Below are 26,966 nucleotides of genomic sequence, written 5' to 3'. Positions count from 1 at the left end.
GCAGGAAACAGAACACTGCAAACAGAATATTGTTGTACATTCATGCGCTTGTTTTGGGGAAACGTCTTTCAATGGACTCTAATTCATTTTTCGATGATGTTGGTGAAGGGTATCATGGTAAAGTCATGAAGCCCACCATCTTTATGCTTGATCAGGAATAAACAGGCATCGTCATATACTGCCTCAGAATGTTGCAGTCCTTAGTATCAAAAGGGTGTAAACTTGAAACTCTTAAGAGGCATTTCTCGTTCTTTCTTTATGGTTTTATTTACAAGCCCGTCCCGTTTGTAACGAGAAAGCAAGTATTCAATATACATGGATTTAATATGAGAGAACCTAAGATATTCGAGACTCTTATTTTAAGATGCTTGATTTTTATCTTTATTAATCAAGGTGTTGCCTTATGGTAAAAATATGATTGCAAAATTTGGCTTATTTGTTATTGAGTTTGTGGGGTGGTTTTAAGATTTTCTTGTATAGCCTTTTTAAAAGATTTTCGGAAAAAACGTTATGAAGATTTATCTCTTGTGGTTTTGTAAAGGATCAGTGCAAATTGCAGGTGTTTAAGCTTTATGCAAACAAATTATGATGGCACTCAAGTTTTAAAACGTAATCTGATATGTCGCCATTTTTTGTTTCTTCATGCGAGATACTTATCTTTCTTTAGAATATTTATTTAAGACACCGCTTTTTTACTCTCTCTCATAACTTGGGAGATGAAGGATAAACAAGCTGTTTTAGTTTTGGGGATAAAGATATTGTTAGGTGTTTCGTAGGGAGGTGTAATCTTAAAAACCAAGACTTGTTTGTTTTTTCATGAGATGCGGGTTTCATTTCATGATTTTGGTAAGTGGGATAAACAAGTTTGAGAGGCGGAAGGCTTCTCATTTTGAGTGATGTGTGAATGAAGAGAGCTCTATTTAATCAAAAAGCATAATCTCATATTTAGCAGGAGCGAGACGGAGTAAGAGAGCATCATAAAACCAACTAGCAGTTAGGCTACCGAAAAGAAAAATAACCATGCCAATGATTATTATTGGGGCGTCTTTGCCTAATATTTCTGATCCTATCATGCTTCCAAAAAAGAAAAAAAGTAACGATAAAGCTGAAGCTCCTGCGAAAAAGTTTAATACGGAAAGAACCGGTCTGCGAATGAGCAAAAGAAAAAGAAAGATGTAAAAAATTAATATTTTGGATTTTCCGACGAATATTATACGCATTGTTTTTTGTAGAATGCGATGTTTTTTGTGTAGAGTTTCTTCCTTAGCATTTTGTGTGTTTTCAGGTATCGTGTCCATTTCCCCCCTCTCATTTCTTAAGCTAAATCCTAAAATTATCGCGCATTCTATTTTGTCTTTTTACAAAATGCAAAAAATATTTTTAACATCATCACACACTCTTTTTATTTCCATAAGAGGGCAAACATCATGAAATACATCATATGGTTTGGTGGGGGATATCAAGCGATTCCTCATATCATGTCGCCAAGGATAGAAAGAACGTCTTAAAATTAAGGTATTTTAAATCTTTTGGGTAGAACAAGAGGCATTTATGAATTTGTCTAGATTCTATAATTGAAAGTATTTAAAATTGGGGGAGAGAGCATGACGCTACAATCGCTTTTACAGACCTATCGTGATGAAGCGCGTACAAAACGGGATAAGGGCACGTATTTTGAGCGTTTGGCTTTTGCTTATCTGACACATGATCCTCTCCAGTCTGGGTGTTATGAAAAGGTTCAAACCTTTAAAGACTGGGCGCATGAAAATGGTTGGGATGGTCGTGATACCGGCATTGATCTTGTAGCAAAACTTCGTAATGAAGGGGGATTTGCGGCAATCCAATGTAAATTTTATGATGCAGAATATCGAATAAAAAAAGCAGATATTGATAGTTTTATCTCAGCATCCGGTAAAGAGCCGTTCAAGCGGCGTGTGATTATAGACAGTACCATCAATGCTTGGACTGATAATGCGGAAACAATGATACGGGGGCAAAAAATTCCTGTTACACGGATTAATCTTTCCGATTTGCAAAAAAGTCCAATTCGTTGGGAGACTTTTGCTGCTAAAGGCAAAATTGTTTTGGGGGATAAAAAGAAGCTGCGTCCCCATCAGCAGGAGGTATTGCGTTTTGTGCGTGCGGGGCTTGTGCAAGCAGATCGTGGTAAGCTTATTATGGCTTGTGGAACCGGTAAGACATTTACCAGTCTTAAAATTGCTGAAGATTTAGTCGGTAAAGGGAAGTTTGTTTTATTTCTTGTTCCCTCTTTGGCTTTGATGTCACAGACGGTGCGTGAATGGACAACGGATGCAGAAATTGGATTGCGCTCTTTTGCTGTCTGTTCCGACATACAAGTGGGTAAGCGTCGTAAAAATAGTGATGATGTTGCTGAAATTGATGTGTTTGATCTTGCTTTTCCGGCGACAACTGATGTAGCAAAACTAGCAGAACAGGCGGGCAAGAGTGTTGCAGATAAGATGAGTGTTGTGTTTGCAACTTATCAATCTATTCAGGTGATCGCGGATGCACAGAAAAATCATGGTTTTCCAACATTTGATCTTATCATTTGTGATGAAGCGCATCGTACAACGGGCGCAACACTGGTTGGCGAGGATGAATCCAATTTTGTGAAGGTGCATTCCAACGATATCATTCGTGCTAAAAAGCGCCTTTATATGACAGCAACACCCCGTATTTTTGGTGATAACGCAAAAAGTCGAGCTTCTGAAGTCAATGCTGTCCTTGCTTCAATGGATGATGAAAAGCTTTTTGGTAAAACACTTTTTTATCGGAGCTTTTCATGGGCTGTACAAAATAACCTTTTAACGGACTATAAGGTTATTGTCTTAGCAATGGATGAAAAATTGGTCAGTTCCGCTGTTCAAAAACGCCTTAGTGATCGCGAGTCTGGGCTTATTCTTGATGATGCAACAAAAATTATCGGCTGTTATAAGGCTTTTACCAAACAAGATATGAAGGCTGATGTTGGGGCTGATCCATATCCGATGCATCGTGCTTTGGCGTTTTGCAAAACGATTGAAAGTTCTAAAATGGTTCATCGTGAATTTTCAGCGGTTGTTGAGGAATATCTTGAGTATACTCAAGGAAATTATACTCAAGGGAATGCGGAAAACGAGAATTTTTTAAAGTGTGAAATTGAACATGTTGATGGCAAGTTTAATGCGAAGGATCGTAGTGCACTGCTTGATTGGTTGAAAGCGGAGAGTGGGGATGATGTTTGTCGTATTTTGACCAATGCGCGTTGTTTGTCTGAGGGGGTGGATGTTCCAGCTCTTGATGCCATTATGTTTTTAAATCCACGCAAGAGTCAGATTGATGTTGTGCAAGCGGTTGGGCGGGTGATGCGTCGCTCTGAGGGCAAAAAGATGGGGTATGTCATTTTGCCAATAGGTATTCCCTCTGGGATTCCAGCAGAACAGGCTTTAAATAATAATGATAAATATCGGGTTGTTTGGCAAATTTTAAATGCTCTGCGTGCACATGATGACCGTTTTGATGCGACGATTAATAAGGCATCCTTGGGGCAAGATATCAGCAATGTGATTGAGATTATTGGGGTGACGCAAAGCACTGAGTTACAAGCTGTTACAGCTGTTGTCGATAATCTTCCTTTTCGCTCACAACCTGCACATTCGGGAATTGGAAGTGCTGAGTGTGATTTCCTTTTTGCAGAGAACCCGCAAGGAGAGTTTTCTTTCTCTGTGGATGAGTTTTCGCGTGCCATTATGGCAAAGATTGTCAAAAAATGTGGGACACGGGATTATTGGGAGGATTGGGCAAGTAATATTGCGGAAATTGCTAAGAACCATATTGCACGCTTAACAGGTATTCTTGCGGAACCAGAGACTAAGGCGCGTCAAGCTTTTGATCGGTTTTTATCAGAATTGCGTGATGACTTAAACGATACGATTACAGAAGCTGATGCGATTGAGATGTTGGCACAACATATCATTACGCGTCCTATCTTTCAGGTTTTGTTTGAAGGCTATGAGTTTACGCGTGAGAACCTTGTCTCGCGTGCTATGCAACGGATTCTTGATGTGCTTGATGAAGCCAATCTTGATAAGGAATCCAAAGATCTTGAAAAATTTTACGCCAGTGTAAAATTACGCGCCAGTGGCATTACCGATCCACAAGCAAAGCAGAGGTTAATTGTAGAGCTTTACGATAAATTTTTTCGTTATTCTTTTCCACGAACAGTAGAAAAACTAGGTATTGTTTATACGCCCGTTGAGATGGTGGACTTTATTCTGCACTCCGTCAATGATGTCTTGCAAAGTGAATTTGGGCAAACGCTTGGTTCATCGGGTGTGCACATTATGGATCCCTTTACTGGAACGGGGACTTTTATCACACGGCTTTTGCAATCAGGCTTGATCAAACCAGAAGAAATGAAGCACAAATTTTGTCATGAAATTCATGCCAATGAAATCGTGCTTTTAGCCTATTACATCGCAGCCATTAATATTGAGACAACTTATCATGGTCTGATGGGGGGTGATTATGTTCCCTTTGAAGGAATTTGTTTGACCGATACATTCCAACTTTATGAACAAGATAAAGATCTGATAAGCGATTTGCTGATAGCCAATAGCACCCGCAGGTCATGCCAGAAGGAACTGGATATTCGTGTTATCGTTGGTAACCCCCCTTATTCTTTTGGGCAAAAAAAGCGAAAATGACAATGCTCAAAATATTGACTATCCTAAATTGGATCGTCGCATTCGTGAAACTTATGCCGCTCAATCCAAAGCAACCTACGTAAAAACGCTTTATGACAGTTATATCCGTGCCATTCGCTGGGCAACTGATCGCATAAAGAGCAGTGGTGTTATTGGTTTTGTAACCGGTTCGGGTTATGTTGAAAAATTAGCAATAGATGGTCTTAGAAAAAGTTTGAGTGAAGAATTCTCAAACATTTATGTTCTTAATTTGCGGGGCGATATTCGCAAAAATATGTTGAGCAAAGGGCGTGCGCAAGAAGGGCAAAATGTTTTCGGAAATGGAAGCATGACAGGAATTGCTGTGACCTTGTTTGTCAAAAATCCAAATGCCACGCGACCTTGTAAAATTTATTATCATGATATTGGTGATAATCTCACAACAAAAGAGAAACTCCGTGAGCTTCAACGATTGGGCAGTGTTGGTGGTATCAAGCGTGAACATGGTTGGCAGATGATTACACCAGATGCGCACGGCGATTGGCTGAATCAACGCAACAGTGATTTTGAAAAATTTTTAGCCTTAGGTGATAAGAAGGGTAGTGATAAAAAGCTCTTTGAAAAATTTTCTTGCGGTATTGTAACCAGTCGTGATGCTTGGGCTTATAATTCAAGTCGTAAAGCTTTAGCGGGCAATATGAGCGATATGATTTCTTTTTATAATAGTGAAGTCCAGCGTTTTAATGTTGCGTATGGACATTCTGACCGCAAAGTCCGTGCAAATTCTGTAAATGATTTTGTTAACACGGATGCTAAAAAAATTAGTTGGAGTCGTGCTATCAAACAACAATTAGCTAGAGGAAAAATTTCCAAATTTGAAAGTGATTGCATAGTTCAGAGTTTGTATCGTCCTTTTACACGACAGTGGCTCTATTATAATCGCATCTTTAATGAAATGGTTTATCGAATGCCGCGTATCTTTCCAATCGGGGAAGCAGTTGAAAATAGGGGTATACAAATTACAGGAACTGGAGCAAGAAGCGGTTTTTCTGTCTTGATGACTAAAAGTTTACCGGATTACTATGCAATAGATAATGGACAATGTTTTCCACGGTATATTTATGAGAATGCTGAGTCTTTAGAAGGGAAAGATGATAGTCAGTCCCATTTGTTTGCAAATTTTGCAGAGGAAGGTAAAAAATCTGGTCTGCAGCGGCGTGATGCACTGACCGATGAAGGGTTGGCATATTTTAAAGCAGCTTATCCTGGTGAAGTAATTACAAAGGATGATGTGTTTTATTATGTCTATGGAATCTTGCACTCTGAAGATTACCGTGTGCGTTATGCACATAATCTGTCTAAAGAATTACCACGAATCCCAACGGTCAAAAGAGTAGAGGACTTTTGGGCTTTTGTGACAGCGGGGCGTGAATTGGGTTATTTGCATATGAATTATGAGGAGGTTGAACCCTATTCTGTGACCTATAAACAGGGTGATCCAAAAACTTGGATGATTTCTGATGCGGAGAGTTTTTATCGTGTTCAAGCAATGAAATTTGCGGGTAAACGCGGTGCTGTTGATAAAAGTACCGTGGTTTATAATGCGCATATTACGATGCAGAATATTCCTCTTGAAGCTTATGAGTATGTGGTGAATGGTCGATCTGCTCTTGAATGGGTGATGGAGCGGCAGGTTGTCAAAACGGATAAAGCGAGTGGACTTGTTAATGATGCTAATCGTTATGCCGTTGAGACAGTGGGTAATCCAGCCTATCCTCTGGAGTTGTTTCAACGGGTTATTACGGTCAGTTTAGAAACAATGAAAATTGTGCGCAGCCTTCCAAAATTAGACGTGAGAGAAACTGAAAAGGTTAAGTTATCTATTGTGCGGTAAAAAAGTGTCGAGTCATAACACGCTGGAGCTCTCATACATTTTGCTCGTTCGTGGGTGTTGCGATAAGCTCTTGGCATTTAAGATGGGTCATAAGAGGCGTGTCTTTCTTGTATCGTTTTACGCTACACAATTCTTTTTCCTTGAGATGTGCAAGAAAATGGGATTCAACAGAGTGAGAGAATCTTACGTTATTCAAGATGAAAAACACTTATCTTTATCAATCAATATAAAACACCCTACGCAATAAAGCCGCTAAAATTTTGATACATGAGCTTTAGCGACAGGGGTGAATATTTGGGGGCAGGGTTTGCTTGTCGAGCCTTGTAGGCGTGGAGCATATAAATGGGGAAGTCCAGAGGAGCTTTTCCAGAGAAAGTGGGCTGTTTACAAACCGTTGCTGATCGGCATTTTCGTTCTTTGAGCGGTTGGAAGGAACTCATAACTCTCATGAAATCTATCTTTTGAGTGCGGGTAATCAGAAGTGAGCCGGTGGAATGCGTTAGATAAAAAGCCGGTTGTTATTGTTTACAGATCTGTGGGGGTTAAAGTGTCCTTTGAGGTGTGGAAAAAAAACCAAACAAAAAGTAATCGTAGAGAGAGAAATGATTTAAAAAAAGAGTGCAATAAAGAGCGTGGGATTTTTGTGGCGGTGTGCGTTTTGAGCTTATTGTATCTGTGATCTAAAATGCTCTTATGAAGATGCGTTATAGAATGAAGAGATTGTTAGTAATCTATTGATTTATAATGATTGTTTAATGTTCTCTCTGTTGAATGAGAATTCTAAGAATCATCAATTTTCTTACTTTTAAGCCTTTAAAATGACTGCCTTGCAGGTGATACGAGGTTGGTTTGTGAATCCAGTCAAAGGCATAACGCATGCCCCTCACTCATTATCCGAAGTGGTTTTTAAGAGTTATCGTCATGTTGGGGGATGGCAAAATGTAGGATGAGCTGTTCTGCATTTTTTATGGAAGCGTAAAGATGGTGGTATAAAGAGATTTTTATGACACGTCTGGAGATCTTATAGCTATCTGGGGAGCTCTATTTACGAGAGCTGTCTAATACTGTTGGATGTCATCGGTAGATCTGTGTCGTGAGATCAAGTTTGGGCTGTAAGAGATGTCTTTGGGTGAATGTGCAAAACAGTGACACGTTTCTTGGGGCGTTTTGCTTTGTATGGGGGGAAGCTCTGCGGGCTTTTATAGCGGTAACTCGTGTGGAAGAGTATGGAGAGAAGGGTATGAAGCAGTTAGAAGATGGCAAGATTTAAAGCCACAAGAATAAAGATCGGGGGGGAAAGATCAGGGGGATAAAGATCAGAAGGCGGTTCTGATATAGACTTGCAGTGTTTTAATATATTGGAATATAAGAATGCGGGCTTGCTTGATCTGTTGTATTGTGCTTTCAGCTTTGCTCTTCTTCACAGGATAAGCAATGAAATGGATATCAGGCATGAGATATTTAAGTTCACGCATCGAGCGCCATATGTGGTAATCATGGGTGACGATATAAAGGGTTTTATAGTGGTGCTTTTTGATCCAAGCGGCGCTTTCTTCAGCATTTCCTCTGGTGTTAATCGCTTGATGACCAATGTCAATACAACAAGAGATAAGTCGTGAGCTAATATGCATGTTATGCATAAAAGCCTTCAGATTGGTTGAGGTGTTTACACCACTGATGAGGAGTCGTGAACCAAGCCCCTTTTGTAAGAGATGAAGCCCTATCTCTATTCGGTGTTCTCCGCCTGTAAGCACGATGATGGCATCAGCTTTGGGGAGGGGCGTTGGCGGGACAAGTCGTTCGGTTTTTTCAGAAAAAATGATAAAACCACCCCAAAAAATGAAAACAATGACCGCAAGAGTCAGTGTTGTGGGGGGAAAATAGCGAAATAAGCAGCGGGGAGACCAACTATAATGGGGCCGTTTTGAAACAGGATACTCTAAATCATTTGGTGTCTCTAAATGGTTTTGCGTCAATGAGTTGGGGCTGTTGTGAGTCATAAAATTAAAATAAACCGTTTTCACATTGATCGATTTTTTTCAGTTGCGCTAAAATAGTCATGCGGTTTGTAAGGGTGGTGAGAAAGGAAACGAAAATAATAAGGAGAATGATTTTTCCATAAGGAATGGAACTTATGGAAATGCGTCCAAATAAAGCTGTTATTTGGCTGGCTTCTGCTCTTCCTAAGTTATAATTTGTCCAGAAACAAAAGGCTGAAAACAGAAATATGCTTATGAGACCACCATATAAAGCACCACGCAGTGCCGTTTTAAAAAAATGCCAATCAAATTGACGCGCAATGAAAAAAGTTTCAGTGCCAAGAAAATATAACACATTAATAATATGCGCATTTTCTGCCAATGCATTGCGGGTGGCAAAAATGATGGTGAGGATAAGAGAACCTAGAACCAAGGCTAAAATTGAAAAACCAATAAAAACTGTGGTGTATGCCATGGTCGCAAAACGATGGACCCAAACACGGTGATCATCAAATTGTCCCCCTGGAATTTGCGTTTTAATGGCATGATTGATGGCGGTAAAATTGATTGTTTCATCTTCCTTCAAGGTGACAATGATAAGACGAGGAAGAGGGAGTTCATTGACATTGAAACCTGTTCCAAGCCATGGCTCCAGCAACTTTTCTGTGGCTTTTTGGTCAACAATTTTTGCATCTTGGACACCAGAAAAGGTTTTAACCAATGTTACGGCATCATGAAGTGCTTTGTTGATATCAACATTGTCAACAGGGCGTATTTGTATTGTTGCTTCATAGCTAATTTGATTGCTCCAATTTTTGGCAGCACGTTGGACTAAATCAACACCGATTAAGGTGAGACTTGAGAGAAATGTCATAATAGCAATCACGGCAACCAACGCTTGTCCAGAAATGTTGCTACTAGGAATAATCGCTGTTGTGTTTTTTTTATTGCTGGTAAAAATGGAGAAAAATTTATTCATGAATCGTCATCCGTCCGTTATGGAGAAGCATACGCCGTGCTGCAACTTGTTCCATTAAGGCGATATCATGGGTGGCAATGATAACAGCCGTTCCAAAACGGTTTAATTCAATAAACAAACGCAGCAGGCGTTTTGCCAAGGGTGGATCGACATTTCCTGTTGGTTCATCTGCAAGTAGAATTTCTGGTTGATCAATAAGCGCGCGTGCAATGGCGACTCTTTGTTTTTCCCCACCGGAAAGAACTGGGGGTAAAACATGAATATGATCTCCAAGTCCTACCCAACAGAGAAGATCTTCTACTTCACTGCGATAGGTTGCTTCTTCTTGCCCTTTAATGCGTAAAGGTAAAGAAACATTTTCATACGTGGTCATGTGGTCAAGGAGACGAAAATCTTGAAAAACCACACCGATGCGTTGTCTTAGTGCTGGGAGCTCTTGTCTTTTCAGCAATGCTGTGTCTGTTCCAAATAAATCAATATGACCACGGGTGGGTTTGAGTGCCAAAAACATCAGACGCATCAATGATGTTTTCCCCGCTCCAGAGGCACCCGTGAGAAATTGAAATGATCCAGCAGGAATATGAAAGCTAATATCGCGAAGGACCTCTGGGCCCATTCCATAGCGCAGACCGACATTTTCAAAATGAATCACTTTTTGTTACCACTTCCGTTTTTATTGTGTATTACTTTCAGGACTTTTGCTCCTATTATTTTCAATCTTGTTCATACTTCACAACGCGCAATATTTCTTCATTTGTGCTTGGAGAAATATTGTTTGTAAAATATCTCTTATATTTCTTTATTTTATCTTTATTTATGATTTTAGCAGGAATTCCAAGGTGTTTCTAGCAGAAACATAAGAACTGCTTATACCTGCTTTTTGACTTAATCTTAATCTTACTCGTTTTGTGGTTGATGAGGCTTGTGCATTTTTCGCTTTAATGTGCGTTAAATTGCACTTTTTATAATTTTTAAGTTTTGTTTGTTGTTTTTTCTTTTGGCAAAATAGATTAATCTATAAAAATAATTTGTCATCTTGCAATTTGATAAATTGGTAAAAAAGTTTCACCGACAGTAAAACCATGGCAAGTCTTTTATGGCATTCGTTTGCGGCTTGAAATGTGTGTGTGGATAAAAACATTTGACGTTTAAATATATCGCTTATGAAGGATTATGCGATAAGAGGGGTGGCAATATTTTGGATTGCAAACAGAATAGGGGTGCTGGCTTGGATTGTTACCGGTAGCTTTAGCAAGAATGTGGGGATTATTTCACGTAAAAGGATAAAGCCTACCGGTGATATTATGCGTTAAACCATGGTGTCTTTAATTTTGTCGGTTGGCAATCAGATCTTCAACAACTTGTGGTTCGGCAAGGGTTGAAATATCTCCTAAATTATCGAAATTATTTTCAGCGATTTTTCGTAAAATACGTCTCATAATTTTTCCTGATCGCGTTTTGGGAAGCTGCGGAGCAAACTGAATTTTATCCAATATAGCAATGGAGCCTATTTCCTTTCTGACATGCTTGATAAGGTCTTTTTGCAATTCTTCACTTGGCGCTGTTCCTTCCATGAGGGTGACAAAACTGTAGACCCCCTGTCCTTTAATGGGGTGAGGGTAACCAACAACAGCAGCTTCAGAAACAGCAGGGTGCAAAACAAGGGCTGATTCAATTTCTGCTGTTCCTAGTCTATGCCCTGAGACATTGAGAATGTCATCAACGCGTCCTGTAATCCAATAATAGCCATCACTATCGCGTCTACAGCCATCGCCTGTAAAATATTTCCCTTTATAGGTGGAAAAATAGGTTTCGATAAAGCGCTCATGATCCTTATAGAGCGTGCGCATTTGTCCTGGCCATGAGTCAATAATACAAAGATTGCCTTCTGCTTCTCCTTCCAGAATATTTCCTTGCTCGTCTATGATTTGCAGTTGAACCCCAAAGAAAGGATGTGTGGCGGAGCCTGCTTTAAGGGGCGTGGCACCGGGGAGGGGGGTGATCATATGTCCCCCTGTTTCTGTTTGCCACCATGTATCGAGAATCGGACAACGGTCATTTCCAACGGTGTGATAAAACCATTCCCATGCTTCTGGATTAATTGGTTCACCTACCGTTCCTAAGAGCCGTAAAGATGTTCTTTTCGAGCGTTCAACAAATGAATTTCCCGCACCCATTAAGGCGCGGATAGCGGTTGGCGCTGTATAGAGCGTATTGACTTTGTGTTTGTCGACAATTTCCCAAAATCTTCCCTTATCAGGAAAGGTTGGTGTGCCTTCAAACATTAAAGTGGTGGCTCCGTTGCATAAAGGACCATAAACCAAGTAAGAATGCCCCGTAATCCAACCAATATCAGCTGTACACCAGTAAATTTCACCAGGGTGATAATCAAAAACATATTTGTGGGTTATTGCGGCATAAACAAGATAGCCCCCTGTGCTATGCAAAACACCTTTGGGTTTACCGGTTGAGCCTGAAGTATAAAGAATAAAAAGCGGATCTTCAGCATTCATTGGTTCTGCTGGACAGTCTGTTTTTGCATGAGCGATTTCTTCGTGGTACCAAAAATCACGCTCCTCTATCCAATCAATTGGTCCGCAAGTCCGCCGTATAACCATAACTTGATCGACACACACATTTTGGCGGGCGGCTATTTCAATAGCATGGTCAACATTGTCTTTTAAGTTAATTCGTTTGCCACCCCGCAAGCCGTGATCAGCAGTAATGATGAAGGTCGATTCACAGTCAACAATGCGTCCTGCTATGGCTTCAGCAGAAAAGCCTGCAAAAATAACCGAATGAACAGCACCAATGCGGGCACAAGCGAGCATGGCATAGGCTGCTTCGGGAATCATAGGAAGATAAATGGTTACTTTATCGCCTTTTTTGACACCGTGGTTTTTTAAAAGATTGGCAAAACGACAAACATGTTCATAAAGTTCGTTATAGGTTATTTTTTTATCATGATAAGGATTATCCCCTTCCCAAATGAGCGCAATTTGATCGCCATGGGTTTTCAGATGACGATCAATGCAATTATAGGCTACATTTGTTATCCCATCCTCGTACCATTGAATTGGTACACCATCGTTAAAAGAAGTGTTTTTTACTTTTGTAAAGGGTTTAAACCATTCAATACATTGACCATGTTTTGCCCAGAAGCTTTCTGGATCATTGATGCTTTCTCGATACCATTTTTGATAAGTTTCCTCATCGAGCAAAGTGTTTTTTTTGATCTCTTCTGATATCGGATAAATTTTTTCAGTCATGTTTCCCTCTTTTGATTTATCTTAGGGAAAATCAGCCCACTGTATTTTTAGGCAAAACTTCCCCGTAAGCTTTTCATTATGAGGGTAGACTAAATGACAAAGATTGGAATAGTCAATTTTTAAAATCTGATACTCTTGTCTTCAAGTGAGTATTTTATGCTCATTTAGGATACTCAAATGCAACAGAGCCTTGTCGTACAGAGCTTTTTATAAAAGCATAAAGATATTAAATATCATATAAGAGGCAGATGAAGAGTACTTCATAGGTGATCAATTCGGATATTTTTTGTACTCACTCATTTTTAAAGAATAAATTCAAAAAAATTAATATAAACCAAAATATCTACATAAACTATCAGAAATAAAAAATAGAATTCCCACAAATAATCCTGTTATTATGGATTTTTTCCAACTCCAACCACCGAATGTTTTAACAAAAGTAGCATATATAGGGATAAATACAATGAGGATGCAAAACAGCCTTATTATTTCATAACTAATATTCATTATAAAATATTTCTCACAACTTGATATAAACCAATATGGTTAAATAAAAGACTAACCATAAAGAATATAGAGCTTATTAATAATGAATTTTTTAGAGAATCTTTCCAACTATTATAATAAATAAATCTATAATAAAACATATATAAAAAGCCAAAGAAAAACGTTGCTATAAGCGATTCAATGATTTTATAAGCAAAATCTAACATTACAYTATAAATAATCACTCGTTATCATTACTAAAAACTATATTATTCTTTTTTTGCAATTGATTTAATAAATATCAATATAAACCAAAGTATCTACGCAAAAAATCAGAAATAAAGAACATAATAACTGACGATAATGCCATTATAATAGACAATTTCCACTCCACACCACTGAATATTTTAAAAGGAATGGCAATTATAGGAGTAATTACAATTAGCATGCAAAACAATCTTATGATTTCATAATTAATATCCATTATAACAAAATCCTAGTTATAGTATATAAGATTAATAGACACCTTTGAAGATTATTTTTTCATTGTTCTCGTAATTCATCCAATAAAGATTAATATAAACAAAATTATCTACACAAACTATCAAAAACAAATAGCGCAACTCTTCCCGATAATGATGTTATGATAGCTAACTTCCAACTCCGACCAAAAAATACTTTAATAATAGTAGTATAGAGAGAGACAAATACAATAAGCATGCAAAACATTCTTACGATTTCATAACGAATATTCATTATAACAAAATCCTGATTATAAGACGTGATCCATGATAGATATCTCTGAAAACTATTTTATCTACAGATGTAGATATTTAACTTTGATATACTCTTTCGAATATATTTACAAAACTACTAATTTCAGAGATATCTTTGTCGCTATTTTCTATAAATTAGAACCAACATTCCAAAGCTTTTTCTCCAAAGCCCCAAATATAACCTCCTAGGAATCCCGCTGTGAAAGCTCCCACTCCACCTGTCAATGCACCCCCGCTGGTCCTCCACTTATACCACCTAGAAATGCACTACCTATTCCTGCTGGCCCCGCTATGTTGAATCCTTGTACATTCATGTGATTTATAAAATCACTAGGTCTACATGCATTTCCATAAATGATAGGTGTTGAGTCATTTATCGTATAAGTTAAACCTGAACCAAAATTTCTCATATTAATCCTCCTAATATTATTTACATTAAAATAGTATCACAGTGATACATTTCAAATTGTTATCACGCATTTTATAGTAGCGTCAAATATATTTTTAAAAATTTAAATAAAAATACTTTGATAAATAATTAAACAAATTATCTGTATACGAGATATTCTTCCTAATCATATAAGAATATTGCTAAAAATATTCTAAATTATAAGGAATATAATATTATTTTTTCTTAATTAAAATTTAAAGTTAGAAGGATTTTACATCTGAAAAGTTGATTTTTTTTAATTTACAAGAATAACAAGGGAATATATTTATAGTTGAACTCAGTTGTGTTGTTATTGTGTGTACGCATGGATTAAGATTAATGCTTTTTAGCGATTGTTGATTGCATCTTACTTCTCTCTGTGTGTAGAAAATTTCTATGCTATCGTTTGTCCTTATGATTGTTATCATATTGTTTAGCACTGTTTTTTATGTTCGCTTTTACATTTAAGGTGCTGATTGTGCTCAAGTGACTTATCCGAGAATTGAAGAGCCGTATTGATAGTCTTAAGGCTTTTCCTTCTGCTGTACGCTATTGGTAGGTGGGGAAATTGTTTATGCGTATTGGACAAGTTGAGAGAATTCGTGGTTTTTAACGGCAATCATTGCGGTAAGCGTGTTGAATATTCTTTTGCGATTATTTATTTCACGACAGTTTTTTCATTCATGCGCAATACTTCTTTTATCATTTTGCCTTTATATGTAGGATTTCTTTTGTGGTGCTTTAAAGAGACCTTTCTCAAGGCAGCCAAGCCCATGGCACTTGAGAGCGTTCATAAGAGCTATTTTTATTTCTTTTTTATACAAATTTTATCCATACACACACCCCACTTGTAATGTGTAAGCAAGTGGTTTTGATTGATTTAATATAAACATATTGGGAATAAGAGAATCTTACGTTGTTCGGGGCTTTTATTTAATATGAATAACGCTAGATTGTCATTATAAATCAATGTGTTGGTTTTTATGAAGAGGTGGTTAGAGGGGGAGAGTAAAGAAGAGCTAAAGTGTGAGATGATGCAATCCAAAGCAGGGTTGTCTTGAAGTCATTTTTGCTCATTTTCCTCATAGGATGGCAAGAGGGATGGCAAGGAGAGGCGGGCGTTTTTTYTGCTAGAGTTGTTCTTTTAGTGGTCGTGAGGGGAATATTTTTCTCATTTCTGTTGTTTTTGGCTTGTGCGTAGAGTTTTCAATGGGAATTTATGTGAAGGGAAATTGCTCTATACAGGGCGTTTGCCAAATAAAGCAGAGCCAATGCGAAGGACATTCGAACCAAATTGTAGAGCTGTTTTAAAATCATTGGACATGCCCATGGAAAGCTTTGGAAGACCGGCTTGTTTTACTAATTTTGCTAGAAGAGCGAAATAGGGACCAGGGTTCTCTTTGAGAGGGGGAATGCCCATAAGACCAATGATATCAAGTCCATAGTTGTTTTTGCATTGAGAAACAAAGGGGATCACTTCTTGTGGTGCTATACCACTTTTTTGCGGCTCTAAGCCAATATTGACCTGAACATAGCAGGGGAGATGCCTTTTTTGTTTTTGCATTTCTTCTGCCAAAATTTTGGCTATTTTTTCACGATCAACCGTTTGAATGACATCAAAAACCTTTACAGCTTCAGCAGCTTTATTGGATTGTAGGGGACCGATGAGATGAAGTTTAATATTTTCAAATTGTTGACGTAACCCGAGCCACTTTTGGGCTGCTTCTTGCACGCGGTTTTCTGCAAATTGAGATTGACCTGCTTGTAAAAGAGGGCGTATATCCTCTATGGAAACAGTTTTTGAAACAGCGATAAGTTCAACTTCTTCCACGGGGTGTTGTAGCTCTTGGCATTGTGCTGCAATGTCCTTTTGAATGTTTTGCAATGCTTCAATAGAAGAGTTATGAGGGGGAATGTGTGTATTCATGTTTTGTGTTTTACCGTTTTTATTCAAGTTTTATTTAAGGGGTGGTGTTTTTATAAAATACTTAGGGAAATATTTCACGAAAATGTTGACGATGAGGTTAATCCATGGTCAAGCATAATAAAACAAGTTTTTGGTTCAGTTTTATTAAAAGAGTATAATGGGAATGACGATTGAGCATTATAAGATAGGCGAACGCTATAATCCACGTGCGAGAGAAAAAAAATGGCAAGAAGTTTGGGATGAAAAGAAAATTTTTCAGACTGTCCAAGAAGATGGTCGTGAAAAGTATTATGTTTTAGAAATGTTTCCTTACCCATCAGGGCGCATTCACATGGGGCATGTGCGCAATTATGCCATGGGAGATGTGGTTGCACGCTATAAACGTGCAAAAGGCTTTAACGTGCTTCATCCTATGGGGTGGGACGCTTTTGGTATGCCGGCTGAAAATGCTGCCATGCAAAATAAAGTGCACCCTAAAACTTGGACCTATCAAAATATTGCGGTAATGCGTGGGCAATTAAAGCAATTGGGGCTCTCAATCGATTGGGCGCGCGAATTTGCGACTTGTGATGTGGATTATTATCATCGACAGCAAATGCTGTTTCTTGATTTTTATCAAAAGGGGTTGGTGGCGCGAAAAGTGGCTAAGGTCAATTGGGATCCCGTTGACCACACGGTTTTGGCCAATGAGCAGGTTGTTGATGGACGGGGTTGGCGTTCAGGCGCGTTGGTTGAACAGCGGGAATTAACCCAGTGGTTTTTTAAAATTAGCGATTTTAGTGAAGATTTACTGGCGGGGCTGGRGGTGCTTGAACAGTGGCCGGAAAAAGTCCGCATTATGCAAAAAAATTGGATTGGTAAGTCACAAGGACTTTTGATTCGTTGGGCTTTGAAGGCAATAGCTGATGATGCAAGTGGCGCTGATGAGCTTTGTAAATCCTTTAATGAGGTTGTCTGTTATTCAACACGACCCGATACGCTGTTTGGCGCTTCTTTTATGGCTTTGTCTGTTGATCATCCCATTGCACAAGCTCTTGCACAAAAAGACAAAGCCTTAACGGCTTTTATCGAAAATTGTCGGTGCGGTGGAACGACAACAGCAGCACTTGAAACAGCCGAAAAACAAGGGTTTATCACCCCTTTTGTGGCGGTGCATCCTTTTGATTCAACGGTGCATATTCCTGTTTATATCGCTAATTTTGTGCTGATGGAATATGGAACGGGGGTTGTTTTTGGTTGTCCGGCTCATGATCAGAGAGATTTTGATTTTGCGCGTAAATATGGACTTCCGATAAAACCGGTGGTGTTGCCTTTAGGGGTTGAAAAAGAAGATTTTGTCACATTTGAAACGCCTTATGTTGGTGATGGTGTGATGATCAATTCCAGCTTTTTGGACGGCTTGACACCCCAACAAGCCTTTGAAGAAGCCGCCAAAAGGCTTGAGCAACAAGTGCTTCATGGGCAGCCGCAAGGGAAAAAAACCGTGCAATTTCGATTGCGTGATTGGGGAATTTCGCGTCAACGTTATTGGGGATGCCCGATTCCCATGATCCATTGTACATCTTGTGGGGTGGTGCCTGTTCCGCGTGCTGATTTGCCGGTTGTATTGCCGGATGATGTTACTTTTGATCAACCGGGCAATCCTCTTGCGCGGCATGAAACATGGCAGCATGTTGCTTGCCCAGCCTGTGGTCAACCTGCCAAACGCGAAACCGATACAATGGACACTTTTGTTGACTCTTCTTGGTATTATGCGCGTTTTACTGCTCCTTTTGCATCAGAACCTGTTGAGAAACAAGCAACCGCTGAATGGTTGCCTGTGCAACAATATATTGGTGGAATTGAGCATGCGATTTTGCATCTTCTTTATGCGCGCTTTTTTATGCGTGCCATAAAATTGTTAGGTTATGTGACGGTGGATGAGCCCTTTAAGGGACTTTTTACCCAAGGCATGGTGGTGCATGAGACCTATCGAGATGATCAAGGGTGGGTTTCACCTCAAGAAATTTCCATTGTTGAAAAAGATGGAAAGCGGTGCGCTCATAAATTAACCGATCAAAGCGAAGTGACAATTGGTTTGATTGAAAAAATGTCCAAATCAAAAAAGAATGTCGTGGATCCTGATGATATTATTGCATCCTATGGCGCTGATACTGTGCGCTGGTTTGTGTTGTCTGATTCTCCACCGGAACGGGATGTTATCTGGACAGAATCGGGTGTTGAAGGCGCACATCGCTTTGTCCAGCGTGTTTGGCGCCATGTGGCTTTGAGTACTGCTGTTTTAAAGGGTGTGGCGCCCCGGGCGGGGCATCAGGGGGCGGCTTTGGAATTATCAAAGGCAGCGCATCGCACGCTCCGTGCTGTAGAAGATGATTTAGAAAAATTCGCTTTTAATCGCGCTATTGCACGTCTTTATGAATTCTTGAATATTATGGCACCTTTGCTCAATAAGGTGGCAGATGTTGAGGATGAAATGAAAGCGGCTTTGCGTCAAGCCATGGATTTTTTTCTTGCCATGATTGCACCTATCATGCCGCATTTAGCGGAAGAATGCCATGCTGCTTTAGAGGAGACAACTTTAATATCTGAACTTGCTTGGCCTGTATACAATCCCGCATTAATCGTGGCAGAAAACTATATTTTGCCGGTACAGATTAATGGTAAAAAACGCGGTGAGGTAACCGTTGCAGCAACAGCAAGTGAGGCGATGATTAAAGAAGCGGTTTTGGCTTTAGATTTCATCCAAGCGCAGTTGGTTGAAAAGCCTATGAAAAAAATTATTATTGTTCCACAAAGGATTGTGAATGTCGTTCTTTAAAAGTTTTCTGCTTGTCGTTTTAGCGGGTGTTTTCACATTGTTGTGTGGATGCAAAGTTGAATCGCTCTACCGTCAAGAGTCGCAGAGTTCAAGGGCAATGAATTTTGCTTTTTATGGGGACTCTTCTGGGCAAGCTTCTTTGGGGCTTGCGCAAAAGCTTGCCTCTATTGTGGTGGAAGAGCCTTCGGATCGTTTTGGACAAATGGTGCGCAATCATCTGCTGTTTCTTTTGTCTGGAAGGGGTGGTAAACCTTCTCTACCGGCTTATCGATTGGCATTGCAGATATCTATCTTTATAAGAGAATCGATGCAGATAGAGGTTGATCTTGAGAAAAAAAGAAAGGGACGACCTTCTGTTGGAACTGTTATGAGTAAAGCTTCCTATACCTTGCAGGATATGAAAAATATACCTGTTGCAAAAGGAACAGCGACAATGAATGCATCTTTTGAGCGGCTTCGTCAAGAATATGCAACGATGCAAGCAGAAGAAGATGCTAAAAAGCGTGTGGCAGAAGAGCTCGCTGAACAGATTTTTTTGTTACTTTCAAGAGATCTTTCCAATAAAACTTTTAGTCCTTAGGCAATATTTTGCCCTGTTTTTTTCCAGTCGCTGAGAAAGATTTGCAACCCTTTATCAGTCAGAGGATGCTTGACCAAGGCTTTTAAGATTGCTGGTGGAACTGTTGCAACGTCAGCACCGCTTAGGGCTGCTTCTTTGACATGATTAACGGTGCGGATTGAAGCGGCCAAGATTTGTGTTTCAAAGTTATAGTTATCATAAATTGTGCGAATTTCATGTAGGAGTTCACTTCCATTTATTCCACAATCATCGAGTCTTCCGATAAAAGGTGAAACAAATGTTGCACCTGCTTTGGCAGCAAGTAAGGCTTGATTGGCAGAAAAACAAAGTGTGAGATTTGTTTTTAAGCCTTCTGCTGTAAGAGCTTTACAAGCTTTTAATCCATCAAGTGTTAAAGGAAGCTTGATGCAAATATTGTCAGCAACTTTTGCTAAAACAGCCGCTTCTTTCATCATATCTACAAATTCTGTTGCTGCAACTTCAGCAGAAACAGGTCCCCTTACGAGAGAACAAATTTCTTTTGTCACTTCAAGAATATTGCGTCCTGATTTTAGGATCAGAGAGGGATTGGTGGTCACACCATCAACAAGACTTAAATTCTGTAATTCTCGTATTTCTTCAATATTGGCGCTATCCACAAAAAACTTCATCTCTAACCTCTTCTTTTTAACTTTTTTATTCAAAGCTTTTCATATTTTATCCTGTGTTTTGTTATGCGCTATTGTTGATGGCAAAAGCAAGAGCAAGAATGAATATCTCTTTAGAAAATAGGAATGCTATGGTGTTAATGAAAAAGAATACCATGGTGTTCATCATATATCCACTTTTTGTAAAGAAAGATGTGTTGTTTCTATGCCTCTTTCATGGCGTTGTTTGTAATAAGGTGTAGGGTTCATTGCGCATTATTATCTTTGTATTTTAGCATCTTTATACCTTGGCATTTTTTCGTGATGATATCTTAATACTTATGGCAATAAGCCAGCATTATCATACCGTTTGCTCATTTTCTATTGGTGATTGCTCTTGATATTTGAGAATTTTTAGAAGACTTCTCCTTTTTTCACGAGATTGACGTTTAATTTTTCTTGTCGCATGTTAGTGAATGGATTTTTGTGTCGTAAAACACCATTGAAGAAGGCATGTAAGGTTTTATGTATGAACTGTTTTATATGATCAACGCATTGATTTATAATGATAAATAATTACTTTAACTTGAACCATAATGCTTGAGACAGTAAAAATTTCCTTATTACACAATTTGCTTTATGTTGAATCAATCAAAACCATTTTCTTGTACGTTATAAAAGGAGCAGGAATATGGGTCGCGAATATTTAAAAAAGCATTCAAGATATTTTTTATGAATCATCTCAAGTCCCAAGGGCTGTCGCAACACCCTCGAGCTGGCAAAGTTGTGATAATTCCGGTTGATTGTTTGTATTGTTGCGTATTCTCAATCAAAATGAAAGATGGACATATTGTTTTCGCTTTTTGGCAAGGAGCAAGGCGAATATTGCAATGGTTCCGCGTGCAATATTATTCTATTTGCTATCAAAAAACATGGGATACGCTCTTATCAGTAAAGCTTAAATGTTCCTCGATGGGTTTCAAATGAGAAAAAATTCTCGTATTGAACGTTTTGATTACGGTATGTAAAAATAATTTATCTTTGTAAATCAATCTATTAATGGTAAATTGATGTATGAGGTGGAAAGAAAATAAAAATGTGTATCGTGAGAAGAAGTCACACGATAGGACCGCTTTGTTGAGAGGCATATTTGCGATATCATGTTGAATACTTAATCGTAATGGACTTTATTTGCACAGAAGAATGGTGCTTTTTTTGTGATAGCGGATGCCCTTGTGTTCATTGTTGGTGTTTTGGTGATGGAATGCGTATTAAAAAGAATTTTTGTGAAAAAAATGTTGTTTTGTAAAGACAATTTATTGATTTATAATGATAATATAGCGTTATTCAACTTGAATGAGAGCCTCGAATATCGTAAGATTCTCTCATTCTAAACCTGTTTTATGTTGAATCACTCAAAATCATTTGCTTGCACGTCACAAGTGGGATGAGCGTGTGGATCAAATTTTTATAGACAAGGACTAAAAATGACTCTTATGAACGCTCTCAAGTGCCAAGGGCTGTCGCGATATCCACGGGTTGGCACAGTTATGTGATGGTGCCGGCTTGCTTTTCCTTAAGCGTAAAGATGGAGGTGAGCAACGGATTTACCGTCATACCCTTTGCAGGCGCCGTTGTGAAATGGGCTTGGGGACTTTAAGAGATGTCTCTTTAAAGGAGAGTGATTGAATTTCGTGATGAATTTTACTTTCAATAAGTTTTATATAAGCGTGTTTAAAGATAAGGTATAGACCTTTTGGTTTTCAAGATGATCTTAGACGAGATGACCTTAGATACGATGATTGCAGACAAAAGGGGGATTGTAAATTGGTTAAAAAGATGAATTCAAATATGATAGAGGAAAAGGTTGTTTCTGTGTTGGTTCCTCTTCCTGTTGCGCATGCTTATAGTTATAAAGTTCCGTCTTCTATGGAGGTGGAACTTGGTTCTTTTGTTCGGGTTCCTGTTATGGGGCGTGAGCTTTGCGGTTTTATTGTGGATGTTGGAGAGCAGACAAAGGACGGGCAACGGACTGTTTCGGTGGCGCGTGAAAAATTACGCTTTGTGCTTCATGTTTTTGATTGTCCCCCGTTAAAGGCAGAAATGATTACATTTTTGCGTTTTGTTAGTCGTTATACAATGACGCCTTTTGGTCTTGTTGCACGATTGGTTTTGTCTGTACCGGCTGCTTTAGAGCCGGAAGCGCAGATGCTGGGACTACGTTATTGTGGTGGAAATGTGGAACGTCTCACACCAGCGCGGTCACGGATTTTGGAATTGGTGTGCAGTGAGAAGATATGGACACGTGTGGCGCTTGCGCATGCGGCTGGAACTTCTGTTTCTGTTGTTGAAGGTTTAAAAGCGCTAGGAATTTTTGAAGAGGTTAAGATTCCTGCTCCTGATCTTGTGGGTATGCCGGATCCGGATTTTTGTCCTCCTCAGTTGCAGGGTGTACAAAATAAAGCGGCAACAATGTTGCGGGAGGGTGTTTTATCTTCTCAGTTTCAAGTTTTTTTGCTTGATGGTGTTACGGGTTCAGGAAAGACAGAAGTTTATTTTGAAGCGGTCGCTCAAGCTTTCAAAGGAGGTAGCCAAGTTTTAATTTTATTGCCGGAAATTGCTTTAACACAGCAGTTTTTAGATCGTTTTTATGCACGCTTTGGCGCTGCGGCCGCAGAATGGCATTCTGACTTAACACCGCGTCGTAGAGAACGCGTCTGGCGACAAGTTGCAGAAGGGCGGGTGCGTGTCGTTGCAGGGGCTCGTTCGGCACTTTTTCTTCCCTTTCACGCGCTTGGCTTGATTGTTGTCGATGAAGAGCATGATAGCGCTTATAAACAAGAAGAGCGCATTTTTTATCATGCGCGTGATATGGCTGTTGCACGGGGCTCTTTTGAACATTTTCCTGTTATTTTATCTTCAGCCACTCCGTCGATTGAAAGCCAAGCCAATGTTTTTAAAGGGCGTTATCAAAAGGTACATTTACCCTCTCGTTTCAAAGAAGTAGCTCTTCCACAGTTGCGGGTGGTTGATATGCGTCAAGGAGGGGTGCAAAAGGGGCGCTTTATTTCCTCTTCCCTTGAAAGGGCTTTAAAACAAACGCTTGAAAAAAGTGAGCAGGCGCTGCTTTTTCTTAATCGTCGTGGTTATGCGCCTTTAACGTTATGCCGAGTTTGTGGACATCGTTTTCATTGTACCGATTGTTCAAGTTGGTTGGTCGAACATCGTGCGCAAGGGCAATTGAAATGTCATCATTGTGGCTATCATCAACCCCTGCCTCAAGCCTGTCCTGAATGTGGAACATTCGATCATCTTGTGGCTTGTGGACCGGGGGTGGAAAGAATTGCAGAAGAAACAAAAGCGCTTTTCCCTCAAGCACGCTCATTGATTCTTTCAACAGATCTCAAAGGCGGGATTGGGCAGTTGCGAAGCGAATTGCAAGCCATTGCTGATGGTGATGTGGATATTATTATTGGGACACAGTTGGTCGCTAAAGGACATCATTTTCCCAAGCTCTCTCTGGTTGGCGTTATTGATGCTGATCTTGGTCTTGCCAGTGGCGATTTACGCGCCAGTGAACGTACTTTCCAGCTGCTTTCTCAAGTGACTGGAAGAGCAGGGCGGATAGGATTGGAAAGTTTAGGATTATTGCAAACCTATCAACCTGATCATCCGGTCATAAAAGCTTTACTTTCATGCCAACCAGAAGATTTTTATACACGTGAGATTGCAGCACGCCAACATTATCATTTGCCCCCCTATGGGCGTCTTGCCTCTTTGATTGTGTCTGCACAACAGCGCCAAGCCGCAGAACATTATGCGCGGGCTCTGCGTCAAGCCGCACCACGGGAAAAAAATATTTCGGTTATGGGACCGGCAGAGGCACCTTTGGCTCTGGTTCGGGGACGTTATCGTTTTCGGCTTTTACTGCAAGGACAGCGCTCTTTTGATATCCAAGGGTTTATTCGTGCAATGCTTAGCAATAGTCCCAAAATGCCAAGCTCTGTTCGCGTTCAAATTGATATTGATCCGCAAAGCTTTTTTTAAAAATCAATGCACTCTTAAAGCGAAGCTATGCGGGCTTCATAAAAGTCATGTTTTTGTTATTCTTTGACCTTCAAACCTTATGCCGCAGCGTTCATGAGATGGATCAGAGTTGTAAGAGTCGTATCTACTTCTTGTATGCTAGATTAGAGTGAGATGATTGCATATTTTGTTTTGTTCTAGGTTTTTCAAAAGTGTTCATAGTAATATTTGTTATTAAATAATAACAAATTAATTTATAATGATAATAGTCTATTCTTCATATTAAGTAAGAGTCTCGAATATTGTAGAATTCTCTCATATCAAATCTGTTTATATTGAATCAATCAAAACCATTTTTGTACGTTACGGGCGGGGAGCTTGTGTCGTGTGAAATTGTGCAAGAAAACCATACCTCTTATGAACCATTTCAAGTGTTAAAGGCTATCTCAACATTGAGATCGTGTGTGATGATACTGGTTTGCTCTTGATCAAGTGTAAAGATGAAGGTGCTCAATAGATTTACCATTATACCATTCACGGGCGCGATTGTGAAATAGGCTTAGGAGCGTTAGAAAATATTCCACTAACATGAAGCCCGTGAATATGCAACGCAAGTATACTCCGTTGGGGGACTATATTGCGTGAAGGGCATGATCCTATAAAAGAACGAGAGTTATAAAAACGTGAGGGACTGCCCGATCTCCATTCTTTAAAAGATATGGTTTTGGACGTTTTTGAAAGTCGTAAAATAGAATCAAAAAACGATCATTTTTTTGATATGAAAATGCAAAATAGATAGAATAACATCTCTTGAAGAAATCGTAAAAATGTGTTGCACGAGAATTACGGTGTAACACATTAAATGGTGGCATAATGGCTGAAACAACAATTTATTGTTCGTATTGAGGATGTATTAAAAAATGAATTTTCTAAAATAGCAAAAATATGCAATAGATCCGGTGCACAATTGTTGCGCGATTATATACGTGATGTCGTAAAAGAACAAAAAGAAAAAAGTGCACGCGGTTTATGGTTTTGGAAACAAGTTCAAATTGGGATAATTCCTGCTCATGCTGGCGACATAATATCTTTTGGCTTAATTGAAAGCAAAAGAACGGTGCTTGGAAACATAAAGTAACTAGATAGCATCTTTATGAAGCTCATTTGAAAACACATAGCACACGTTGATTGCAAAGAGAGACGCAAATATAGAGCACACGATAATCTTTATAATCTTTCTGCGGCCTTAAAATTTGATAAACTTTTATCTGAAAAGGGGAAAACTTTATGAAACTTCTTAACTTTTGATTGTTTTACGACGAATTAATAAATACATACGAATTTGTTGTACATCAAAATTACATCATAATTTATGATATTTTAAATGGCATTAATTTCCGAAACTAGCTGTATTTTTATTTATTCGGTATATATGATGCGGCATTTAGTAAAAAATGCTTCTATGATTATATTGTAGCAAATTATTTGCTACAATACCGCGCTTTGTATCAGCAAATAATAATAAATCATTATTTTTCCGATGTTGCAAATATGATTGCACAAGCACTTCTTACACTCCTTAGTTTATTATTCGTCAAAGAGATGATGATAGTTTTGTAAAACGGCGTTTTATGATTAATGATACAATGGTAGAAAAGCTTAAGAAATGACTCTATGAATTTCTCTGTGGTCTCTTGTTGATACGCGATAAATTGGCTGGATTTTTTTCTCAAAAGGAGATTATCCATTTCTTATACTTTGTTTGTATTCTTTGAATAGGTTAATGGGGGAATAGGCTTTAATGGGGGCAGATTTCTCATGCAAAGCAGAACGTTGAAAATAGCATATTCCCAAAACAAAATGTTATGATAGTTACCTTCATGGTGTTTATTTTAGCAAATTCTTTTCAGAATGCTTGAATACATTTTATGATGTTGGTCGTGAATCATGTAAATGCTTTTATAAAGGTATAAGTTGACACCATTATTAAGCTTTTAGAAACTCTTGATACTTGAGTGTGTTTGTTTATAGGCAGTGTTTTTCCTCAATCGTTTCCTCTTTTGCTTGTGAGAAAAGCAAGGAAGTGATTTTGATAAAAAGCTATGAAATGAAAGAGTCCTAAGATACTTGGAGAGGGTATCTGGAATGAAAAATGATGCATTATCCTTATAAATCAATGCATTTTATGCGTAAAAGTGTTTTCACAAGGCAATATATTTGGGCAATATACTTATTAAAATTTTTTAAAAAGAGTGGATATTTAAGGAAAAAGGATCATTTTTCTTAATTTTATGGGGATATCCATTATTATTTCTTGCTTATCCGTTTGAAATAAAAGACTTTTTTCAGTCGCAGTCGCAGTCGCAGTCGCAGTCGCAGTCGCAGTCGCAGTCGCAGTCGCAGTCGCAGTCGCAGTCGCAGTCGCAGTCGCAGTCGCAGTCGCAGTCGCAGTCGCAGTCGCAGTCGCAGTCGCAGTCGCAGTCGCAGTCGC

15 protein-coding genes and 2 pseudogenes are annotated in these 26,966 nt (G+C 39.0%); 9 read left to right on the top strand and 8 right to left on the bottom strand.

Annotation, left to right across the window (positions count from 1 at the left end; genetic code table 11):
- Positions 1–1,020: 1,020 nt before the first annotated feature.
- The 4 genes and pseudogenes from CEV08_RS09510 to CEV08_RS10120 all read left to right on the top strand — a co-directional run bounded on the left by CEV08_RS09510 (position 1,021) and on the right by CEV08_RS10120 (position 7,529).
- Positions 1,021–1,179 (top strand): hypothetical protein, encoded by a 159-nt coding sequence (locus CEV08_RS09510; protein ID WP_180753550.1) that lies wholly within the window; start codon positions 1,021–1,023, stop codon positions 1,177–1,179.
- 425 nt (positions 1,180–1,604) lie between these two features.
- Positions 1,605–6,579 (top strand): annotated as a pseudogene (locus CEV08_RS04250) (DEAD/DEAH box helicase).
- A 342-nt stretch (positions 6,580–6,921) separates the two neighbouring features.
- Positions 6,922–7,044 (top strand): hypothetical protein, encoded by a 123-nt coding sequence (locus CEV08_RS10125; protein ID WP_280951720.1) that lies wholly within the window; start codon positions 6,922–6,924, stop codon positions 7,042–7,044.
- A gap of 353 nt (positions 7,045–7,397) precedes the next feature.
- The gene (locus CEV08_RS10120) at positions 7,398–7,529 is read left to right on the top strand and encodes a hypothetical protein (protein WP_280951719.1); all 132 of its coding nucleotides are present in this window, start codon (positions 7,398–7,400) and stop codon (positions 7,527–7,529) included.
- A 366-nt stretch (positions 7,530–7,895) separates the two neighbouring features.
- Here CEV08_RS10120 and CEV08_RS04245 read toward each other — a convergent pair whose 3' ends face one another.
- From CEV08_RS04245 to ftsE, 3 genes are read right to left on the bottom strand one after another with little or no spacing between them, the layout of a single operon-like run.
- Complete coding sequence (locus CEV08_RS04245) at positions 7,896–8,579, bottom strand: YdcF family protein (protein WP_100130529.1); 684 nt, start codon at positions 8,577–8,579, stop codon at positions 7,896–7,898.
- Between the two features lie 4 nt (positions 8,580–8,583).
- On the bottom strand, positions 8,584–9,537 hold the full coding sequence (locus tag CEV08_RS04240; protein ID WP_100130506.1) for a cell division protein FtsX: 954 nt from the start codon (positions 9,535–9,537) through the stop codon (positions 8,584–8,586).
- Positions 9,530–10,189 (bottom strand): cell division ATP-binding protein FtsE, encoded by a 660-nt coding sequence (ftsE, locus tag CEV08_RS04235; protein ID WP_012232498.1) that lies wholly within the window; start codon positions 10,187–10,189, stop codon positions 9,530–9,532. The genes CEV08_RS04240 and ftsE overlap by 8 nt, the downstream gene beginning before the upstream one ends.
- 535 nt (positions 10,190–10,724) lie before the next feature.
- Between ftsE and CEV08_RS10115 the strand changes: the two genes are divergently transcribed.
- Positions 10,725–10,850, top strand: coding sequence for a hypothetical protein (locus CEV08_RS10115; RefSeq protein ID WP_280951718.1), 126 nt, complete (start codon positions 10,725–10,727; stop codon positions 10,848–10,850).
- Between the two features lie 12 nt (positions 10,851–10,862).
- On the opposite strand, the gene acs is transcribed toward CEV08_RS10115, so the two are convergent.
- From acs to CEV08_RS04200, 3 genes are all read right to left on the bottom strand, one after another.
- On the bottom strand, positions 10,863–12,806 hold the full coding sequence (gene acs / locus CEV08_RS04230; protein ID WP_100130505.1) for an acetate--CoA ligase: 1,944 nt from the start codon (positions 12,804–12,806) through the stop codon (positions 10,863–10,865).
- 1,483 nt (positions 12,807–14,289) lie between these two features.
- Positions 14,290–14,478, bottom strand: a complete 189-nt coding sequence (locus tag CEV08_RS04210) for a hypothetical protein (protein WP_245407033.1) — start codon at positions 14,476–14,478, stop codon at positions 14,290–14,292.
- 1,257 nt (positions 14,479–15,735) lie between these two features.
- The gene (locus tag CEV08_RS04200; protein ID WP_100130501.1) at positions 15,736–16,425 is read right to left on the bottom strand and encodes a YggS family pyridoxal phosphate-dependent enzyme; all 690 of its coding nucleotides are present in this window, start codon (positions 16,423–16,425) and stop codon (positions 15,736–15,738) included.
- Between the two features lie 163 nt (positions 16,426–16,588).
- On the opposite strand from CEV08_RS04200, the gene leuS reads away from it, so the two are divergent.
- Together leuS and CEV08_RS04185 are read left to right on the top strand one after the other, a co-directional pair.
- Complete coding sequence (gene leuS, locus CEV08_RS04190) at positions 16,589–19,243, top strand: leucine--tRNA ligase (RefSeq protein ID WP_100130499.1); 2,655 nt, start codon at positions 16,589–16,591, stop codon at positions 19,241–19,243.
- Positions 19,230–19,823 (top strand): LPS assembly lipoprotein LptE, encoded by a 594-nt coding sequence (locus tag CEV08_RS04185; RefSeq protein ID WP_100130498.1) that lies wholly within the window; start codon positions 19,230–19,232, stop codon positions 19,821–19,823. Before leuS ends, CEV08_RS04185 begins: the two co-directional genes overlap by 14 nt.
- On the opposite strand, the gene fsa is transcribed toward CEV08_RS04185, so the two are convergent.
- Positions 19,820–20,473 (bottom strand): fructose-6-phosphate aldolase, encoded by a 654-nt coding sequence (gene fsa / locus CEV08_RS04180; protein WP_100130497.1) that lies wholly within the window; start codon positions 20,471–20,473, stop codon positions 19,820–19,822. The two genes, CEV08_RS04185 and fsa, sit on opposite strands and share 4 nt — an antisense overlap.
- A 1,506-nt stretch (positions 20,474–21,979) precedes the next feature.
- On the opposite strand from fsa, the pseudogene CEV08_RS10265 reads away from it, so the two are divergent.
- A pseudogene (locus CEV08_RS10265) lies at positions 21,980–22,132 on the top strand (integrase); the annotation flags it as partial.
- 156 nt (positions 22,133–22,288) lie between these two features.
- Positions 22,289–24,496 (top strand): primosomal protein N', encoded by a 2,208-nt coding sequence (locus CEV08_RS04175; protein ID WP_280951721.1) that lies wholly within the window; start codon positions 22,289–22,291, stop codon positions 24,494–24,496.
- Positions 24,497–26,735: 2,239 nt separating this feature from the next.
- Here CEV08_RS04175 and CEV08_RS09505 read toward each other — a convergent pair.
- Positions 26,736–26,966: hypothetical protein (locus tag CEV08_RS09505; protein ID WP_180753549.1), on the bottom strand; the 231-nt coding region annotated here is incomplete at its 5' end.

Source organism: Bartonella tribocorum (assembly GCF_002778015.1).
GTDB classification, from domain to species: Bacteria; Pseudomonadota; Alphaproteobacteria; order Rhizobiales; family Rhizobiaceae; genus Bartonella; species Bartonella tribocorum_B.
The sequence above is the reverse complement of the archived record's forward strand: the minus strand, read 5'-3'. Positions and strand labels throughout refer to the sequence as shown.